The organism is Variovorax humicola (genome assembly GCF_037889915.1).
GTDB classification, from domain to species: domain Bacteria; phylum Pseudomonadota; class Gammaproteobacteria; order Burkholderiales; family Burkholderiaceae_C; genus Variovorax; species Variovorax humicola.
Window position 1 is genome coordinate 21,168 of the sequence record NZ_JBBKZV010000015.1, and the last position, 16,023, is coordinate 37,190.

The 16,023-nt window shown below is 66.3% G+C and carries 18 protein-coding genes and 1 tRNA gene; 17 read left to right on the top strand and 2 right to left on the bottom strand.

What is annotated here, in order from left to right:
* Window positions 1-17: 17 nt before the first annotated feature.
* From WKW80_RS21600 to WKW80_RS21620, 5 genes are all read left to right on the top strand, one after another.
* Window positions 18-94 (top strand) — tRNA-Gln (locus tag WKW80_RS21600).
* A gap of 92 nt (window positions 95-186) precedes the next feature.
* Entirely contained in the window at window positions 187-1,161 is a 975-nt protein-coding gene (locus WKW80_RS21605; RefSeq protein ID WP_340365621.1) for a ribose-phosphate pyrophosphokinase, read from the top strand.
* An 80-nt stretch (window positions 1,162-1,241) separates the two neighbouring features.
* Window positions 1,242-1,916: a 50S ribosomal protein L25/general stress protein Ctc gene (locus WKW80_RS21610; protein WP_340365622.1), complete on the top strand. Its 675-nt coding sequence runs from the start codon at window positions 1,242-1,244 to the stop codon at window positions 1,914-1,916.
* A 77-nt stretch (window positions 1,917-1,993) separates the two neighbouring features.
* Complete coding sequence (gene pth, locus WKW80_RS21615) at window positions 1,994-2,644, top strand: aminoacyl-tRNA hydrolase (protein ID WP_340365623.1); 651 nt, start codon at window positions 1,994-1,996, stop codon at window positions 2,642-2,644.
* Between the two features lie 40 nt (window positions 2,645-2,684).
* Window positions 2,685-3,113, top strand: a complete 429-nt coding sequence (locus tag WKW80_RS21620) for a hypothetical protein (RefSeq protein WP_340365624.1) — start codon at window positions 2,685-2,687, stop codon at window positions 3,111-3,113.
* Here the strand turns inward: WKW80_RS21620 and WKW80_RS21625 are convergent.
* The gene (locus WKW80_RS21625) at window positions 3,085-3,369 is read right to left on the bottom strand and encodes a YfhL family 4Fe-4S dicluster ferredoxin (RefSeq protein ID WP_340365625.1); all 285 of its coding nucleotides are present in this window, start codon (window positions 3,367-3,369) and stop codon (window positions 3,085-3,087) included. The two genes, WKW80_RS21620 and WKW80_RS21625, sit on opposite strands and share 29 nt — an antisense overlap.
* 74 nt (window positions 3,370-3,443) lie before the next feature.
* Between WKW80_RS21625 and WKW80_RS21630 the strand changes: the two genes are divergently transcribed.
* The 11 genes from WKW80_RS21630 to WKW80_RS21680 all read left to right on the top strand — a co-directional run bounded on the left by WKW80_RS21630 (window position 3,444) and on the right by WKW80_RS21680 (window position 14,490).
* Complete coding sequence (locus WKW80_RS21630; RefSeq protein WP_340365626.1) at window positions 3,444-4,394, top strand: ABC transporter permease; 951 nt, start codon at window positions 3,444-3,446, stop codon at window positions 4,392-4,394.
* Window positions 4,391-5,266, top strand: coding sequence for an ABC transporter permease (locus WKW80_RS21635; protein WP_340365627.1), 876 nt, complete (start codon window positions 4,391-4,393; stop codon window positions 5,264-5,266). Before WKW80_RS21630 ends, WKW80_RS21635 begins: the two co-directional genes overlap by 4 nt.
* On the top strand, window positions 5,266-6,246 hold the full coding sequence (locus WKW80_RS21640; RefSeq protein ID WP_340365628.1) for an ABC transporter ATP-binding protein: 981 nt from the start codon (window positions 5,266-5,268) through the stop codon (window positions 6,244-6,246). Before WKW80_RS21635 ends, WKW80_RS21640 begins: the two co-directional genes overlap by 1 nt.
* A 316-nt stretch (window positions 6,247-6,562) precedes the next feature.
* On the top strand, window positions 6,563-7,369 hold the full coding sequence (locus WKW80_RS21645; RefSeq protein ID WP_340365629.1) for an ATP-binding cassette domain-containing protein: 807 nt from the start codon (window positions 6,563-6,565) through the stop codon (window positions 7,367-7,369).
* 51 nt (window positions 7,370-7,420) lie between these two features.
* On the top strand, window positions 7,421-8,911 hold the full coding sequence (locus tag WKW80_RS21650; RefSeq protein ID WP_340365630.1) for an ABC transporter substrate-binding protein: 1,491 nt from the start codon (window positions 7,421-7,423) through the stop codon (window positions 8,909-8,911).
* On the top strand, window positions 8,908-10,314 hold the full coding sequence (locus WKW80_RS21655; protein ID WP_340365631.1) for an amidase: 1,407 nt from the start codon (window positions 8,908-8,910) through the stop codon (window positions 10,312-10,314). Before WKW80_RS21650 ends, WKW80_RS21655 begins: the two co-directional genes overlap by 4 nt.
* Before the next feature lie 7 nt (window positions 10,315-10,321).
* The gene (locus WKW80_RS21660) at window positions 10,322-10,744 is read left to right on the top strand and encodes a GNAT family N-acetyltransferase (RefSeq protein ID WP_340365632.1); all 423 of its coding nucleotides are present in this window, start codon (window positions 10,322-10,324) and stop codon (window positions 10,742-10,744) included.
* A gap of 127 nt (window positions 10,745-10,871) precedes the next feature.
* Window positions 10,872-11,216, top strand: coding sequence for a hypothetical protein (locus WKW80_RS21665; protein ID WP_340365633.1), 345 nt, complete (start codon window positions 10,872-10,874; stop codon window positions 11,214-11,216).
* Window positions 11,217-11,295: 79 nt separating this feature from the next.
* Window positions 11,296-12,798, top strand: coding sequence for a hypothetical protein (locus tag WKW80_RS21670; RefSeq protein ID WP_340365634.1), 1,503 nt, complete (start codon window positions 11,296-11,298; stop codon window positions 12,796-12,798).
* Window positions 12,799-12,817: 19 nt separating this feature from the next.
* Window positions 12,818-13,744 carry a metal ABC transporter substrate-binding protein gene (locus WKW80_RS21675; RefSeq protein WP_340365635.1) on the top strand — a complete coding sequence of 309 codons (927 nt, stop codon included), beginning with the start codon at window positions 12,818-12,820 and terminating at the stop codon, window positions 13,742-13,744.
* Window positions 13,741-14,490, top strand: a complete 750-nt coding sequence (locus tag WKW80_RS21680; protein WP_340365636.1) for a metal ABC transporter permease — start codon at window positions 13,741-13,743, stop codon at window positions 14,488-14,490. The genes WKW80_RS21675 and WKW80_RS21680 overlap by 4 nt, the downstream gene beginning before the upstream one ends.
* A 141-nt stretch (window positions 14,491-14,631) precedes the next feature.
* On the opposite strand, the gene WKW80_RS21685 is transcribed toward WKW80_RS21680, so the two are convergent.
* On the bottom strand, window positions 14,632-15,495 hold the full coding sequence (locus WKW80_RS21685; RefSeq protein ID WP_340365637.1) for a LysR family transcriptional regulator: 864 nt from the start codon (window positions 15,493-15,495) through the stop codon (window positions 14,632-14,634).
* A 110-nt stretch (window positions 15,496-15,605) separates the two neighbouring features.
* Between WKW80_RS21685 and WKW80_RS21690 the strand changes: the two genes are divergently transcribed.
* Window positions 15,606-16,004 carry a tautomerase family protein gene (locus tag WKW80_RS21690; RefSeq protein ID WP_340365638.1) on the top strand — a complete coding sequence of 133 codons (399 nt, stop codon included), beginning with the start codon at window positions 15,606-15,608 and terminating at the stop codon, window positions 16,002-16,004.
* Window positions 16,005-16,023 lie beyond the last annotated feature (19 nt).

Below are 16,023 nucleotides of genomic sequence, written 5' to 3' on the forward strand. Positions count from 1 at the left end.
TTGCCGTCGACCCGTGTAGGGGAGTCGCCAAGCTGGTTAAGGCACTGGATTTTGATTCCAGCATGCGAAGGTTCGAATCCTTCTTCCCCTGCCAAAACATCTCCCTGCAGCCGGCGGGCTGCGGGGACTTCAAGACCTTAGGTAGCCCTCTTCGGAGGGCTTTTTGCGAATTGCCGGAACGTTCTCATGCAGGCTCACCATCCTGATTTCATGGTTTTCACCGGCAATGCCAATCCTGGCCTTGCAGCAGAAATCGCACACAACCTCGGCACGACTGTCGGCGCAGCCCGCGTGGGGCGCTTCTCCGATGGCGAAGTCACGGTCGAAATCAACCAGAACGTCCGGGCGCGCGATGTGTTCGTGGTGCAGCCCACCTGCGCACCGACCAACGAGAACCTGATGGAACTGTTGATCATGGTCGATGCGCTCAAGCGCGCCTCGGCCGAGCGGATCAGCGCGGTCATCCCGTACTTCGGCTACGCCCGCCAGGACCGCCGCCCGCGTTCGAGCCGGGTGCCGATCTCGGCCAAGGTGGTGGCCAATCTGCTTGAAACGGTAGGCGTGGCCCGCGTGCTCACGATGGACCTGCACGCCGACCAGATCCAGGGCTTCTTCGACATTCCGGTCGACAACATCTATGCGTCGCCGGTGCTGCTGGGGGACGTGCGGCTGAAGAACTACGAAGACCTGATCGTGGTGTCGCCCGACGTCGGCGGCGTGGTTCGCGCCCGTGCGCTGGCCAAGCAACTCAATTGCGACCTGGCCATCATCGACAAGCGCCGTCCGCGCGCCAACGTGAGCGAGGTCATGCACGTGATCGGCGAGATCGAAGGCCGCAACTGCGTGATCATGGACGACATGATCGACACGGCCGGCACGCTGGTGAAGGCTGCCGAAGTGCTCAAGGAGCGAGGCGCCAAGAAGGTTTATGCGTATTGCACGCACCCGATTTTCTCGGGCCCCGCCATCGAGCGGATCGCGCAGGGTTCTGCGTTGGACGAAGTGGTCGTGACCAACACGATCCCGTTGAGCGACAGCGCCCTGGGCTGCAAGAAAATTCGCCAACTGTCCGTGGCGCCGCTGATCGCCGAGACGATCCAGCGCATTGCCAAGGGCGAGTCGGTCATGAGTTTGTTCTCGGACCAGGACAACCTGTTCTGAGCAAAAGGCGGGCTCCCTTCGGGTGAGTCCTTTTCAACCGGAGTCGCACTGGTCGCGGTGGACTCCTACAGGAGTGAGTTATGAAATTCGTCGCTTTTGAGCGCGCAAAGCAGGGCACGGGTGCGAGCCGCCGTCTCCGCATCTCGGGCAAGACGCCCGGTATCGTCTACGGCGGTGGCGCCGAGCCCCAACTGATCGAACTCGATCACAACGCCCTCTGGCATGCCCTGAAGAAGGAAGCGTTCCACGCCTCCATCCTCGAGATGGAAGTGGCCGGCAACGTCAGCAAGGTTCTGCTGCGCGACGTGCAATACCACCCGTTCCGCCAGTTGGTGCAGCACATCGACTTCCAGCGCGTCGATGCCAAGACCCGCATGAACATGAAGGTGCCGCTCCACTTCAAGGGTGAAGAAGAGTCCGATGCCGTCAAGCTCGAGCACAACCTGGTCAACCACGTGGCGACCGAACTCGAAGTGAACTGCCTGCCCGCAGAACTGCCCGAATTCATCGAGGTCGACCTGTCTGGCCTGAAGAACAACGGCACCGTCACGCTGAAGGACATCAAGCTGCCGCGCGGCGTGAAGTGGGTCAGCCACGGCAAGACGAACACGGTGCTGGCTTCGGCCACTGCCCCGGCTGCCGAGGAAGAAGAAGTCAAGGCCGAAGGCGCCGAAGCTGCCCCGGCAGCACCGGCCGGCAAGGGTGGCAAGCCTGCCGCCAAGACGCCGGCTGCCAAGACTGCTGCCAAGAAGTAATCCGCTTCTTTCTGCCTGCAGACCAACGGCCCGCCCTGTGCGGGCCGTTTTCATTTTGGCGACGGGATAATCAAAACATGATCAAGTTGTTCGTCGGCCTCGGCAATCCGGGCCCGGAATATGAAGCCACGCGGCACAACGCGGGCTTCTGGTGGGTGGAAGCGCTGGCGCGGGACTGGAAGCTTTCGCTGGTGCCGGAGCGCAGCTATCACGGACTGGTCGCGCGGGCCAATGTCAACGGCCAGAGCGTCTGGCTGCTGGAACCGCAGACGTTCATGAACCTGTCGGGCAAATCGGTCGGTGCGCTCGCGCGGTTCTTCAAGATCGCGCCGGACGAGATTCTCGTGGTGCATGACGAACTCGATGTGCCGCCGGGGCAGGCCAAGCTGAAGTTCGGTGGCAGCCATGCCGGGCACAACGGGCTGCGCGACGTCCACGCGCAGTTGGGCACCGGCGACTATTGGCGGCTGCGGCTTGGCATCGGGCACCCGGGGGTCAAGAGCGAGGTGATCAACTGGGTGCTGAAAAAGCCGCTCAAGGAACAACGCGAGGCCATCGAGGATGCCATCGCGCGCACGCTCGGTGCGGTGCCGGCGCTCGTGGCCGGAGAGATGGAGAAGGCGACGATGCAGATCCACACGTCCAAGCCGCCGCGACCCAAGCCTCCGAGGCGCGACCCCGAAGAAGGTGGCGGAAGCACAGGCGGCGTCGCGCCGGCCACAAGTTAGCATCGGCCGGCAAGAACAGCAGACAGGGAGTAAACACTAAATGGCAAAGCCGCTTTTTCGATCCATTGCTATCGTTTCAATAGCACTTTGCGTCCATCAGGCATGTGACGCGGCCGCCTCGTCGCGCGGGGTCTGGCGCTGCGGCTCGACCTACACCGATCAGCCGTGCAAGGGCGGCAAGCCAGTCGATGTGGCAGATCCGCGCGGCGAAGCCGACAGGCATGCCGCCGACAACGCCACGCGGCACGCCGAAACACAAGGCGCCCAGATGGAACGCGCCCGACTCAAGCGCGAGACGGAAGCGGGCGACCGGGACCGCAAGGCCGCTGCCGAGGCCCGGCGAATGGCGCTGGCCGAACGGCGCGCCGCGGCGGTCGAGCGCTTGCAGCAGGCGCGCATCCGGAAACTCGAACGCGAGCCGCGCAAGTCAACGATGAAGTTCAAGGGGCCGGAGAACCGGACCCTGTAGCTGTCGCCTTGGCAGCAGCCAGGCGCTGGAATTTCTCGAACAGTGATTCGCGCGATTCGATGTGCGCGGGGTCGACCGGGATGCAGGCCACCGGGCAAATCTGAACGCATTGCGGTTCATCGAAGTGGCCGACGCATTCGGTGCACTTGCGTGGGTCGATCTCGTAGATTTCGAGGCCCATGTAGATCGCGTCGTTCGGGCACTCGGGCTCGCAGACATCGCAGTTGATGCATTCGTCGGTGATCATGAGGGCCATGGGTCGATTATCCGTCGCGTCCCAATGCCCTTGGAACGTACGTTGCTTCCTCGGGTTATGCTGCGGCCCGCCCCATGAGCCTGTTTCTTTTCAAGCGCGTCCTGACCCTGATCGCCACCTTGATCGGGGCTTCGATCATTGTTTTCGGGGTGCTCGAAATCCTGCCCGGCAACGCCGCGCAACTGCTCATGGGCGCCGACGCCTCGCCTGAAGCCGTAGCCTCGCTGGCAACCAAGCTGGGGCTCGACCAGCCGGCGTGGACGCGCTACTGGCACTGGATCGGCGGGATGCTCAGGGGCGACCTGGGCGACAGCTATGCGTACAGCTCGCCCGTGGTGGAACTGATCCTCGAGCGACTCGCGCTGACGGTTCCGCTGGCGCTGCTGGCGATGACATTCACCACGATCCTGGCCCTGTTGGTGGGCGTGACGGCGGCGGCGCGCCACAACAAGCTCGGCGATGTCGGACTGATGGGGCTGACGCAGATCGGAATCGCGATTCCGAACTTCTGGTTTGCGATCCTGCTGATCCTGGTGTTCTCGGTGAAGCTGCAGTGGTTCTCGGCCGGCGGTTTCGAGGGTTGGGACGACGGGATCGTCGCGGGGCTGAAGTCGCTGCTGCTGCCGGCGCTTTCGCTGGCGGTGGTTCAAGCCGCGATCCTCGCCCGCATCACACGCTCGGCTGTGCTCGAAGTGATGCGCGAGGATTTTGTTCGCACGGCGCGGGCCAAGGGCGTGTCGCAACGCGCCGTGCTGTGGCGCCACGTGTTGCGCAACGCGATGATCCCGGTGGTGACGGTGATGGGCCTGCAATTCTCGGAGTTGCTGGCGGGCACGATCGTGGTGGAGAACGTGTTCTACCTGCCGGGCCTTGGGCGGCTGATCTTCCAGGCCATCAGCAACCGCGACCTGATCGTGGTGCGCAACTGCGTGATGCTGCTGGCGGCGATGGTGGTGGTGGTGAACTTCGTGGTCGACCTGCTGTATGCGGTGATCGATCCGCGGCTCAAGGCTTCCGACATATGAGCACCATCGTCGTGCCGAGCGCAGCGGCCCTCACCGTACCAGGCTTCTGGCGCCGCGCGCTGCACCATCGCAGCTTTGCGATCGGCGCGGTGCTGAGCGCGCTGTTGTTGCTTGCCGCTGCGGTCTCATTCGTCTGGACGCCGTGGTCGCCCTACGAGATGGACATGGCGCACAAGCTGCAGCCGCCGTCGGCTTCGCACTGGCTCGGCACCGACACCTTCGGGCGCGACGTGGGTTCGCTGCTTCTGGTGGGCGCGCGCGCCTCGATCCTTGTCGGGGTGATCGCCGTCGGCATCGGTCTCGTTGCCGGCACGGCGCTGGGCCTGCTGGCGGCGGCGAAACGGGGCTGGGTCGAGGAAGGGATCATGCGGCTCACCGATTTTTCGCTGGCGTTCCCCGCGATTCTTTCGGCGATCATGATGACGGCAGTGTTCGGCGCGGGCATCGTGAATGCGATCGTCGCCATCGGCATCTACAACATCCCGACCTTCGCGCGCATCACCCGCGCCTCGGCGAACGCGATCTGGTCGCGCGAGTACGTGGCGGCCGCGCGCGCCTGCGGCAAGGGCACATTTGCAATCACGATGCAGCACGTGCTGCCGAACATCTCGGCCGTGCTGATCGTGCAGAGCACCATCCGCTTTGCCATTGCCATCCTGGCCGAAGCCGCCCTCTCCTACCTGGGCCTGGGCACCCAACCGCCGCAGCCTTCGTGGGGCCGCATGCTGAGCGAAGCGCAGACCATGATGTTCCAGGCACCGCTGCTTGCGGTGTGGCCGGGGATGGCGATCGCGCTGGCAGTGCTGGGACTGAATCTGCTGGGCGACGGCCTGCGCGATTTGCTCGACCCGCGGCTGGCGAGGGCCCGCTGATGCCGCTCCTCGAAGTCGACAATCTCCAGGTCGCCCTGCAAACGCAGCGCGGGCCGGCCGAGGCTGTGCGGGGCGTCGACTTCACGCTGGAGCGCGGCGAAACGCTTGGCATCGTGGGCGAATCCGGGTGCGGCAAGTCGATCACCGTGCTGTCGCTGATGGGCTTGCTGCCGTCGAGCGCCAGCGTCACGGGCAGCATCCTCTTCGAGGGGCAGGAGCTTGTCGGCAAGGGCGAGCGCGAGATGTGCGCGATCCGGGGGGACCGGATCGGCATGATTTTCCAGGAGCCGATGACAGCGCTGAACCCGGTGCACACGATTGCGCGGCAGGTCGGCGAGCCGCTGCGGCTGCACCGTGGGCTGTCGGCGGCGGATGCGCGCAAGGAGGCGCTGGCGCTTCTCGATCGCGTCGGCATTGCGAATGCGGCCTCGCGGCTCGACGCTTATCCGCACCAGTTCTCGGGTGGGCAGCGGCAGCGCATCGGCATTGCGATGGCGCTGGCGTGCGGGCCCGACCTGCTGATCGCCGACGAGCCGACCACGGCCCTCGACGTGACCATCCAGAAGCAGATCCTGGATCTCATCGCGGAGCTGGTGGCGGAGCGCGGCATGGCGCTGATCCTGATCTCGCACGACCTTGGCGTGATTGCGCAAAGCGTGTCGAAGATGCTGGTGATGTACGGCGGCAGCGTGGTCGAGAGCGGGCCGACGGCCACGGTGTTTGCCGAGCGCGCGCATCCGTACACGCGAGGCCTGTTCGCGGCGCGTCCTGCGCTCGGTGCGCCGCGGGGCGGCCGCCTGGCGACCATCAAGGGCAGCGTGCCGGAGCTGGTCGACCTGCCGCCAGGTTGCCCGTTTGCAGGCCGCTGCAGCTACGCGGTCGATGCCTGCTACACGACACGACCACCGGCGACGCCAATGCCGCGCGGTCACGAGGTGAGGTGCATCCGCCTCGACGAAATTGCCGGGGTGACCCCATGAACGCCGCCCGGCCGCCCGAAGGCGCTCGCACCGCAGTGCGAAGCACGGAGGTTACAAAATGAGCGCAGTGCCGGGCCGCCCCAAGCAAGCTCGCGCCCCCTCGGGGGGCAGCGAGGACACGCAGTGCCGAGCGTGGGGGCCTCGATGAGCGCAGTGCCGGGCCGCCCCAAACAAGCTCGCGCCCCCTTGGGGGGCAGCGAGGACACGCAGTGCCGAGCGTGGGGGCCTCGATGACCGCAGTGCCGGGCCGCCCCAAACAAGCTCGCGCCCCCTCGGGGGGCAGCGAGGACACGCAGTGCCGATCGTGGGGGCGACAATGACCACGCCCCTGCTGGAAGTCACCGACCTGGTGCGCCACTACGAATTGCCGCGCGAGAAGCTGTTCGGCCCGCCGCCTCTCGTCAAGGCTCTCAACGGCGTGAGCTTCAGCGTGCCTCCGGGACGCAGCATGGGCATCGTGGGCGAATCGGGCTCGGGCAAGTCGACCATCGCGCGCCTGGTGATGGCGCTCGACCGGCCGACTTCCGGGAGCGTCAAGCTGGAGGGCCGCGATCTCCACACGCTGCCGCGCGAGCAACTGCGCGCGGCGCGGCGCGATGTGCAGATGGTGTTCCAGGACCCCTACGGCTCGCTGGACCCGCGCCAGACTGTCGCGCGCATCGTCGCGGAGCCGCTCCAAGCCCTGGCCGAGACCAGCCGTGCCGCGCAGCGCGAACGCGTCGGCGAGTCGCTCGCCGCCGTCGGCCTGCGCGCCAGCGACCTCGACAAATATCCGCACGAGTTTTCCGGCGGACAGCGCCAGCGCATCGCCATTGCGCGCGCCCTCATCACGCGGCCGAAGCTGATCGTGGCCGACGAGCCGGTGAGCGCCCTCGATGTCTCGGTGCAGGCCCAGGTGCTGAACCTCATGCAGGACCTGCAACAGCAATTCGGCATCAGCTATCTGCTGATCAGCCATGACCTCGCGGTGGTCAACCACCTGTGCGACGACGTCTGCGTCCTGCACCATGGGAGGGTGGTGGAACGCGGCGCGCCGCAACACCTGTTCGCGCATGCCGCGCATCCGTACACGCAGGCCTTGCTGGCGGCGGTGCCGCGCGCCGAGCCGACGGTCGTGAGTTGATGTAACGTAGTCTTTGTCGTTGTCTTTCTTCTTGTTCTGGAGTCGCTGACCATGTTGAATCGCCGCACCGTTCTCACGTCCACTGCCATGGCTGCGCTGGCCACCACCCTGTCGCCGTCGGCGCTCGCACAGGGCCGCAAGGATTCGATGGTGGTCGGAATGACGCTGGAACCGCCAGGCCTGGACCCGACCGCCAATGCGGCGTCGGCAATTGCCGAAGTGGTGCACTACAACATCTTCGAGTCGCTGACCAAGATCAATGCCGACGGCAAGATCACGCCGCTGCTGGCCGAAAGCTGGGAGGTCTCGCCCGACCTCAAGACCTACACCTTCAAGCTGCGCCGCGGCGTGAAGTTCCAGAACGGCGAGCCGTTCAATGCGCAGGCGGTCAAGTACTCGTTCGACCGCGCCGGCGGCGAGAAGAGCACCAACAAGGACAAGCGCACCTTCGCGAACCTGAGCACGCAGGTGGTCGATGACTACACGGTGGTGCTGATCAACAAGGAGATAGATCCCGACCTGCCCTTCCTCCTGGGCCAGGCCACGGCCATCATCGTCGAGCCGAAGAGCGCAGACACCAACGCGACCAAGCCGACCGGCACCGGTCCATACAAGCTCGACAGCTGGGCCAAGGGCTCGTCGCTGGTCCTGAGCAAGTCCGACAGCTTTCGCAACCCGGGCGAGGCCAAGCTGAAGAAGGTCACGTTCCGCTTCATCTCCGACACGGCTGCGCAGGCAGCCTCGCTGATGGCGGGCGACGTCGACGTGTTCAAGCCGATCGGCACGCGCGCGGTGGCGCAGTTCAAGGCCAACCCGCAGTTCCAGGTAATTTCGGGCGGCTCGCGCGCGAAGACCATCCTCGCGATCAACAACAAGAAAAAGCCGCTCGACGACGTGCGCGTGCGCCGCGCGATCCTGGCCGCGATCGACCGCAAGGCCGTGATCGAAGGCGCGGCCGACGGTTTCGGCACGCCGATCGGCAGCCACTATGTTCCGGGCGCGGAAGGCTATGTGGACACCACCGGCATCAACCCATTCGACATCGAGAAGGCCAAGAAGCTGCTGGCCGAGGCCGGCGTGAAGACGCCGCTCGAACTCACGATGACGCTTCCGCCGCCGCCCTACGCGCGCCAGGGCGGCGAGGTGATCGCGGCGGAACTGGCCAAGATCGGCATCAACGTGAAGATCCAGAACGTGGAGTGGGCGCAGTGGCTCAGCAACACCTATGGCGGCCCGCACGACTACGACCTGACCATCGTGTCGCACGTCGAGCCCTTCGACCTCGGCAACTATTCCAAGCCCGACTACTACTTCGGCTACGACTCGAAGGCCTTTAGCGCGCTCTACGACAAGATCAAGCAGACCGGCAATGCGCCCGAGCGCGCCAAGCTGCTCGGAGAGGCGCAGAAGATGCTGGCGACCGATGCGGCCAACGGCTTCCTGTACCAGCCGCAGTTCCCGAGCGTGGCGCGCAAGGGCGTGAAGGGGCTGTGGAAGGAAAGCCCGATTTTCGTGAATGACTTGTCGTCGATGAGTTGGTGAACCACGAACTGCATGCCGCTTCGGCGGTTGAACTGGTTGCGGCCTATCGCGAGGGCAAGCTCTCGCCCGTCGAGGTCGTGCAGGATGTTCTGGAACAAGTCGCGCGCTGGGAACCGTGGCTGCAAGCCACCTATTTGCTGAACCCCGAGTCCGCGCTGGCGCAAGCGCGGACCTCGGAGGCACGCTGGCGCAGCGGTGCGCCCCTCGGGCCGCTCGATGGCGTGCCGGCCACGATCAAGGAAAACATTGCGACGCGTGGCGACCCGCTGCCCGCTGGCACGGCCGCCGTGGACCTGAAGGCGGCTGCGGTCGACGGACCGCCGGCCGCGCGCCTGCGGGAAACCGGCGCGGTGATCTTCAGCAAGACCACCATGCCCGACTACGGCATGTTGTCGTCGGGGCTGTCGAGCTTTCACACGCTGGCACGCAATCCGTGGGACTTGAGCCGCACGCCCGGCGGCTCCAGCGCGGGCGCGGGCGCGGCGGCCGCGGCCGGCTACGGGCCACTGCATGTCGGCACCGACATCGGCGGATCGCTGCGGCTGCCGGCCGGCTGGTGCGGCATCTTCACGCTCAAGCCCAGCCTGGGCCGTATTCCGATCGATCCACCGTACATGGGCCGCGCCGCCGGCCCAATGACGCGCACCGTGGCCGACAGTGCGCTGATGATGCAGGTTCTTTCGCGCCCCGACGTTCGCGACAGCATGAACCTGCCGCCGAACGACATTGCCTGGTCCAGCTTCGACTGCGGCCCCGATCACCTGAAGGGCCTGCGCATCGGGCTGCTGCTCGAGGCGGGTTGCGGCCTGCCGGTCGATCCGGAGATTCGCGCGGCCGTCGAACAGGCCGCGCGGCTGTTCGAGCAGGCCGGCGCGGTCGTCGAGCCGATGCAGCCTTTCATGACCCAGGCCATGCTCGACGGCATGGACCACCTGTGGCGCATGCGTTCGCATGTCGACCTGCAGGCACTGCGGCCCGAGCAACGCGCGCGGGTGCTGCCCTACATCCGCGACTGGGCCGAGAGCGCGGCCGGTTTCAGCGGCGAGCACATCTTCCGCGCCTTCAGCCAGTTCCACACGACGCGCGTGGCCGCGGTCGCGGCCTGCGCAAAGTTCGACTATGTGGTCTCGCCGGTGGCGCCGAACATGCCGGCCGCCGCCGAAGATCCGTCTCCCACCAACGACCCGATGCGTCCGCTGGAACACATCGGCTTCACCGTGCCCTTCAACATGTCGGAACAGCCGGCGGCGTCGATCAACTGCGGCTACAGCGCGGCCGGGTTGCCGATCGGCTTGCAGATCGCCGGGCAGCGATTCGACGACCTGGGCGTGCTGCGGGTTTCGCGCGCGTTCGAGCAGATCCGCGAGGCGCAACGGCCCTGGCCGGAGCCGCCGGGCGCCTGAGCGCATCGTGCCGCCAACGATCACGACGGCGACGGACGAGGAGGTCCGCTCGGGCTACCTCGGCCGCCAGTTGCGCCAGTTCAACTACGGCTTCGTGGACGAATACCCCGAAGTCCAGCCGGTGCGGCTGAATGCGAAGGATATCGACGGCAAGGTCGTCGGCGGCGTGCGCGCGTTCGTGTTCCTGTACTGGCTGCAGGTCGATGTGCTGTGGGTGGAAGACAGCGCACGCGGCCGGGGCCTGGGTGGGCGCCTCCTCGCGCAGGCCGAAACCCTGGCAAGGGAATTGGGTGCGCGCAATGCCAGGCTTGAAACCTTCGAATGGCAGGCGCGGGGGTTCTATCTGAAGCAGGGCTACGTGGAGTTCGCGCGGATCGACAAGTACGCCGACGACTTCTACCTGGCGTTCATGCGGAAGGCCTTGTGTTGACGTTTGGCGCCGGGTGCGGCCGCTCCGCACGGGTCGCCTGAAGGGCCGAGGTTCGCAAATTCTGGAAGCACGCTCCCGGTCTGCGGCCGAGGGGAGCAAAATCGACCGGCTAAGATTCCTGCCTTCCATGTCTTCCGGTCCGCATCGCTCGCACCCGCCCCGCCACCTTGCGTGGCTGCTTTGGCTCGCGATGCTGTTGCCAATGGCGCAGGTGGTGGCGACGGCGCACTTGCTGTCGCACACGGGCGAAGCGGTGGCGGCCGCGGCCGACCAGAAGGCTGCGCATCACGCGCTGCACTGCGACCTGTGTGTCACCGCCGGGGCCATCGCCGGTGGCGCACTGGCCAGTACGCCGCCTTCCCTACCGTCGGCGCAAGCGGCTCCGTCCGAAGCGCCGCGGGCCGCTTTCGACAACCGCTGCGAGAACCTTCTCGCGCTGGCTTATCAAGGGCGTGCTCCCCCTGCCGTCTAGCCGTTGACTGTTTTCAGTTGCGCCCGACCGCCTGATGCGCGGCCGGGTGCGGTTCGACGTATTTGCCAGGGTTTTCTTCATGCACAAGTTATTGCCGGCGAGCCTCGCGCTCGCCCTGTCCTATCCGGTCGGTGCGATGGCCGACACCTCCTCCGACGTCCGCGCGCTTCAGAAAGAAATGAAAGTGATGCGCGCCGACTACGAAGCCCGCCTGAAAGCGCTGGAGCAGCGCGTCAAGGCGGCCGAAGCCGCTGCGGCACCCGCTGCCACCCGCGCTGCCAGCGCTGCCGATGCACCGACCGCTGCTGGCGCAGCCGGCCCGACCGCCGCCACGGCCGCGCCGGTGGCAGGCGCGCCGTCGTGGTCCACGGCGACAGTAGCGGCGCCGACTGCGGCACCCGTCGCCGCACCGGCCGCCGCATCGGTTGCCGCCCCGGTCGCAGCGGCCTCTGGCGGCGGCGCCAGTTCGTTCAACCCCGCACTGTCGCTGATCCTTTCCGGCGGCTACACCCGCACGTCGCGTGACCCGGCGGACTACCGGATCACCGGCTTCCCCCTGCCACCTGGCGCGGAAATCGGCCCCGGCACGCGAGGATTCAGCCTCGGCGAGACCGAGTTGGGCTTCTCCGCCAGCGTCGACCCGTGGTTCCGAGGCGCGGCGAACATCTCGGTCGCGGCCGACAACTCGGTGTCGATCGAAGAAGCGTTCGTCGAGACGACCGCGCTTGGCAAGGGCTTCTCTCTGAAGGGCGGCCGTTTCTTCTCGGGCGTGGGCTATCTCAACCCGCAGCACTCGCACACCTGGGACTTCATCGACGCGCCGCTGGCCTACCAGGCCATGCTCGGCACGCAATATGGCGACGACGGCGTGCAGCTGAAGTGGATTGCGCCCATCGACCACTACGTCGAACTGGGCCTCGAGATGGGTCGCGGACTCACGTTCCCCGGCAGCGACAAGGACAGCAACGGCGCCGGCATGTACGCACTCACGGTGCACACCGGCGGTGACATCGGCATCAGCAATACCTGGCGCGCAGGTATCTCGATGCTGAACGCCAAGGCGAGCGCCCAGGAACTGCTCTGGACCGACGCCGTCGGCCTGCCGGTCGCCAGCCTCTTCACCGGCAACTCGCGCGTGTGGGTGCTGGACGGCGTCTGGAAGTGGGCGCCCAACGGCAATGCGACGCGCACCAACTTCAAGCTGCAGGGCGAGTATTTGCGCAGCGAGCGCAGCGGCAGCATGGTCACCGCCATCGACGGCACCGGCGTTCCGAGTCCGTACGGCGTGACGCAGTCCGGGTGGTACCTGCAAGGCGTCTACCAGTTCATGCCGAACTGGCGCGTCGGCCTGCGCACCGAGCGCCTGGACCCGGGAACGCCATCCTTCGGCCTGGACACCGGGCTGGTGGGGAGCAACTATCGACCGTCGAAGAACTCCGTGATGATCGACTACAACCCGAGCGAGTTTTCCCGCATCCGCCTGCAGTTCGCGCAGGACCGTGCGCGCGACGGCAAGCCCGACAACCAGATTTCCCTGCAATACCAGATGAGCCTGGGCGCACACGGCGCGCACAGCTACTGACGGACCACCGGAGAACACCATGACAAAGATGAATCGCTCCATCCGCTGGGCCGCAGTTGCGGCGCCCTTCCTGTTTCTTGCTGCTGCACCCGCCGACGCGGCGCTGCGCGTGTTTGCGTGCGAGCCCGAATGGGGCGCGCTGGCGCAGGAACTTGGCGGCAACCTGGTCGATGTTTCCGTCGCGACCAATGCCCTTCAAGACCCGCACCAGATCCAGGCCAAGCCGAGCCTGATCGCCCGCGCGCGCAGCGCCGACCTGGTTGTGTGCACCGGCGCCGAGTTGGAGATCGGCTGGCTCCCGGTACTGCTGCAGCAGTCCGGCAACGCGAAGGTTCAGGCCGGCCAGCCTGGCAACTTCGCCGCAGCCGACTTCGTGCGCAAGCTCGAAGTGCCGACGACGGTCGACCGCTCGCAAGGCGACGTGCATGCCGCCGGCAACCCGCACATCCAGACCGACCCGCGCAACATCGCCGTAGTAGCCGCTGCGCTCGGTGCGCGGCTGCAGCAGGTCGATCCGTCGCATGCCGCGGACTACGCGAAGGCGCAAGCCGACTTCACGCAGCGCTGGCAGAAGGCGATGGCCGGCTGGTCGGCCAAGGCGGCGCCGCTGAAAGGCGTGTCGGTCGTGTCGCAACACAACGCCTTCGTGTACCTCTACGACTGGCTCGGGCTGAAGGAAGTGGCCGTGCTCGAGGCGAAGCCCGGCGTGGAACCGACCGCATCGCACCTCCAGGAAGTACAGGCCGCGATCAAGGGCTCGCCAGCTCGCATGGTCGTCTATGCCGCCTACCAGGACTCGCGCCCGTCCGATTGGCTCAGCAAGAACGCCGGCATGCCAGCTGTGAAGCTGCCTTTCACGGTGGGCGGCACCGATGGCGCGAAGGACCTGTTCGGACTCTTCGATGACACCGTGGCACGCCTGACCAGCGCCGGAGCCAAGCCTTGAACTGGAGCGCGCTCGACTGGGGCATCCTCGGACCCGCGCTCGTCGCGGGGCTGCTGGTGCTGGCGACGCACGTTCCGCTCGGCACGCAGGTGCTGGACCGGGGCATCGTCTTCATCGACCTGGCGATTGCGCAGATCGCTGGACTCGGCGTCATCGCGGCCGATGCGCTGGGTCTGCCCGAAGGCGGCGTCGCCGTGCAGTTCGCCGCGGTGACGGCAGCGCTGCTCGGCGCATGGCTGTTGACCTGGACCGAGCGGCGCGTACCGAAGCAGCAAGAGGCGTTGATCGGCGTCATGTTCATCCTCGCGGCCTGTGCCGGCATCCTGATGCTGGCGAGCAATCCGCATGGCGGGGAGCATTTGAAGGATCTGCTGGTCGGGCAGATCCTTTGGGTCAACACCACGCAGTTGTTCTGGCTGGGCGGCGTTTCCGCGGTGCTGCTGGTGGCGCTGCGCGTGGGCTGGATCGACCGGCTGGGACGCTTCGGCTTCTATGCGGCGTTTGCGCTGGCAGTCACCGCGTCAGTGCAACTCGTGGGCGTGTACCTGGTGTTCTCGAGCCTCATCATTCCGGCGCTCGGCACGCTCGGGCACTCGGGGGCGCGGCGCTTTCAGATCGCGTATGGGATCGGTGCGGCCGGCTATGCGCTGGGCCTTGCCCTGTCGGCTTTGCTCGACCTTCCTTCAGGGGCTGTGATCGTCTGGACGCTGGCCGCCTGCGGGCTGGTGGGTGCGAAGGTGGGATGAACGCCCCCGAAGCGCCGGCAAAGCCGGTTCCGCGGGTGCCCACGAACGGACTTCGCAGTGCTCGTCATGGGTTCATGTGGCGCGCAAGACGCTCGGCGTCATCGAGCTATGAGTCGAAGCGCCCCGAGGGCAACCCGGCGATCAAGCGAATTGCTGCGCCAACAACTCCCGCGCACGCGCGACGAAGTCGTCTTCGCCGGCGCGTGGCGGCAGCAGGAAGAAGCTCGCGCGCGGCAATGCCGGCAAGCCGTGTGGCTCGGCCAGCCTCACCACACCCGGCGACAGCGACGATTCGTTGAGGCATGCAACGCCCAGCCCCGCAGCCAGCGCCGACTGCAAGCCCGCGACGCCCGAGGCGATGTGCACCACGTTGAACGCCAGCTTGCGCCGCCGCAGCAGCCCCACCGTGAACTGATGCAGCGAACAGGTGTCGGGCAGCGCGAGCAGACGCAGCGGCTCGCCTTTTGCTGGATGCACGCCGGGAGATGCCATCCATTGCAACGCCTCTTGCCGCAGGGCCTGGCTGCCGCGCTCCAACGTGCTTGACACGCCGGCCAGCCGCATCGACAAGCCTACGTCGAACTCGCCGCGGGCATAGCCGGCCTCGATCTCGCCACTCTTGAGCACCGACACGTTCAGCCGCACCTGCGGATGGTGCTCGCCCAGGCGCGCGAGCAGGCGCGCGAGTTCCAGCGGGCGGAAGTAGTCGGTCACCGCCAAACGCAGTTCGCCCTGCAAGGCGACACCGTGCATGTCGCGGTAGGCCTCATCGCTGAGCGCGAGCAGCCGGCGCGCGTGCGCCAGCAACTTGTCGCCGGCCGCCGTGGTCGACACGCCCGATTTGGCGCGCAGGAACAGCAACTGGCCGGCGCGCTCCTCCAGCTTGCGCACCTGCTCGCTGACCGCCGATTGCGACAGGAAAACGCGCGCGGCGCCGGCCGTCAGGCTGCCCGCATCCACAACGGCGGCGAAGGTCCTGAGCTGGTCGATGTCGAAGTGAGGCATGTCTTATCCATTCGATTTTCCGTTGGATTTGATCATATCTTCCCGCTTTTCAGATGGAACCAGCATTCCCACAATACAGGCATTCCCTTTGACATCCCCTGGAGAACAGCATGCCCCACACCGTCATCCAGCTATCCGGCCAACCCGATGCAGCACTTGCGCGCCGCGCCGTCGAGGCCGTCGCCGAACTCACCCAATCGGTGCTCGGCAAGCAGTTGCCCGTGATTGCGACCACCGTGCAATTCATCCCCGCCGACATGTGGTTCATCGGTGGCGTTTCGTTGGCCGAGCACGGACAAAACGCGTTCCATCTCGACATCAGCGTCACCGACGAAACCAACACCAAGGCCGAGAAGGCGCGCTACCTGCGAGAGGTGCATGCAGCGTTCGCCAAGCTGCTGCCGCGCCTGCACGAGGTGAGCTACGTGCACGTCATCGACGCGCGCGCGGCCGCCTACGGCTATGGCGGACTCACGCAGGAATACCGGCATCAGCAGGCCGGCGTCTGATTTCCGCTGAGCGGCGGCA

What these genes read in the sequence shown, in the direction of transcription:
- WKW80_RS21610 (WP_340365622.1), top strand. Translation starts at nt 1,242, where the DNA reads ATGAAATTCGTCGCTTTTGAGCGCGCAAAGCAGGGCACGGGTGCGAGC.
- WKW80_RS21640 (WP_340365628.1), top strand. Translation starts at nt 5,266, where the DNA reads ATGCCGCTCCTCGAAGTCGACAATCTCCAGGTCGCCCTGCAAACGCAG.
- WKW80_RS21620 (WP_340365624.1), top strand. Translation starts at nt 2,685, where the DNA reads ATGGCAAAGCCGCTTTTTCGATCCATTGCTATCGTTTCAATAGCACTT.
- WKW80_RS21685 (WP_340365637.1), bottom strand. Translation starts at nt 15,495, where the DNA reads ATGCCTCACTTCGACATCGACCAGCTCAGGACCTTCGCCGCCGTTGTG.
- WKW80_RS21605 (WP_340365621.1), top strand. Translation starts at nt 187, where the DNA reads ATGCAGGCTCACCATCCTGATTTCATGGTTTTCACCGGCAATGCCAAT.
- WKW80_RS21645 (WP_340365629.1), top strand. Translation starts at nt 6,563, where the DNA reads ATGACCACGCCCCTGCTGGAAGTCACCGACCTGGTGCGCCACTACGAA.
- WKW80_RS21635 (WP_340365627.1), top strand. Translation starts at nt 4,391, where the DNA reads ATGAGCACCATCGTCGTGCCGAGCGCAGCGGCCCTCACCGTACCAGGC.
- WKW80_RS21630 (WP_340365626.1), top strand. Translation starts at nt 3,444, where the DNA reads ATGAGCCTGTTTCTTTTCAAGCGCGTCCTGACCCTGATCGCCACCTTG.
- pth (WP_340365623.1), top strand. Translation starts at nt 1,994, where the DNA reads ATGATCAAGTTGTTCGTCGGCCTCGGCAATCCGGGCCCGGAATATGAA.
- WKW80_RS21670 (WP_340365634.1), top strand. Translation starts at nt 11,296, where the DNA reads ATGCACAAGTTATTGCCGGCGAGCCTCGCGCTCGCCCTGTCCTATCCG.
- WKW80_RS21625 (WP_340365625.1), bottom strand. Translation starts at nt 3,369, where the DNA reads ATGGCCCTCATGATCACCGACGAATGCATCAACTGCGATGTCTGCGAG.
- WKW80_RS21675 (WP_340365635.1), top strand. Translation starts at nt 12,818, where the DNA reads ATGACAAAGATGAATCGCTCCATCCGCTGGGCCGCAGTTGCGGCGCCC.
- WKW80_RS21650 (WP_340365630.1), top strand. Translation starts at nt 7,421, where the DNA reads ATGTTGAATCGCCGCACCGTTCTCACGTCCACTGCCATGGCTGCGCTG.
- WKW80_RS21665 (WP_340365633.1), top strand. Translation starts at nt 10,872, where the DNA reads ATGTCTTCCGGTCCGCATCGCTCGCACCCGCCCCGCCACCTTGCGTGG.
- WKW80_RS21690 (WP_340365638.1), top strand. Translation starts at nt 15,606, where the DNA reads ATGCCCCACACCGTCATCCAGCTATCCGGCCAACCCGATGCAGCACTT.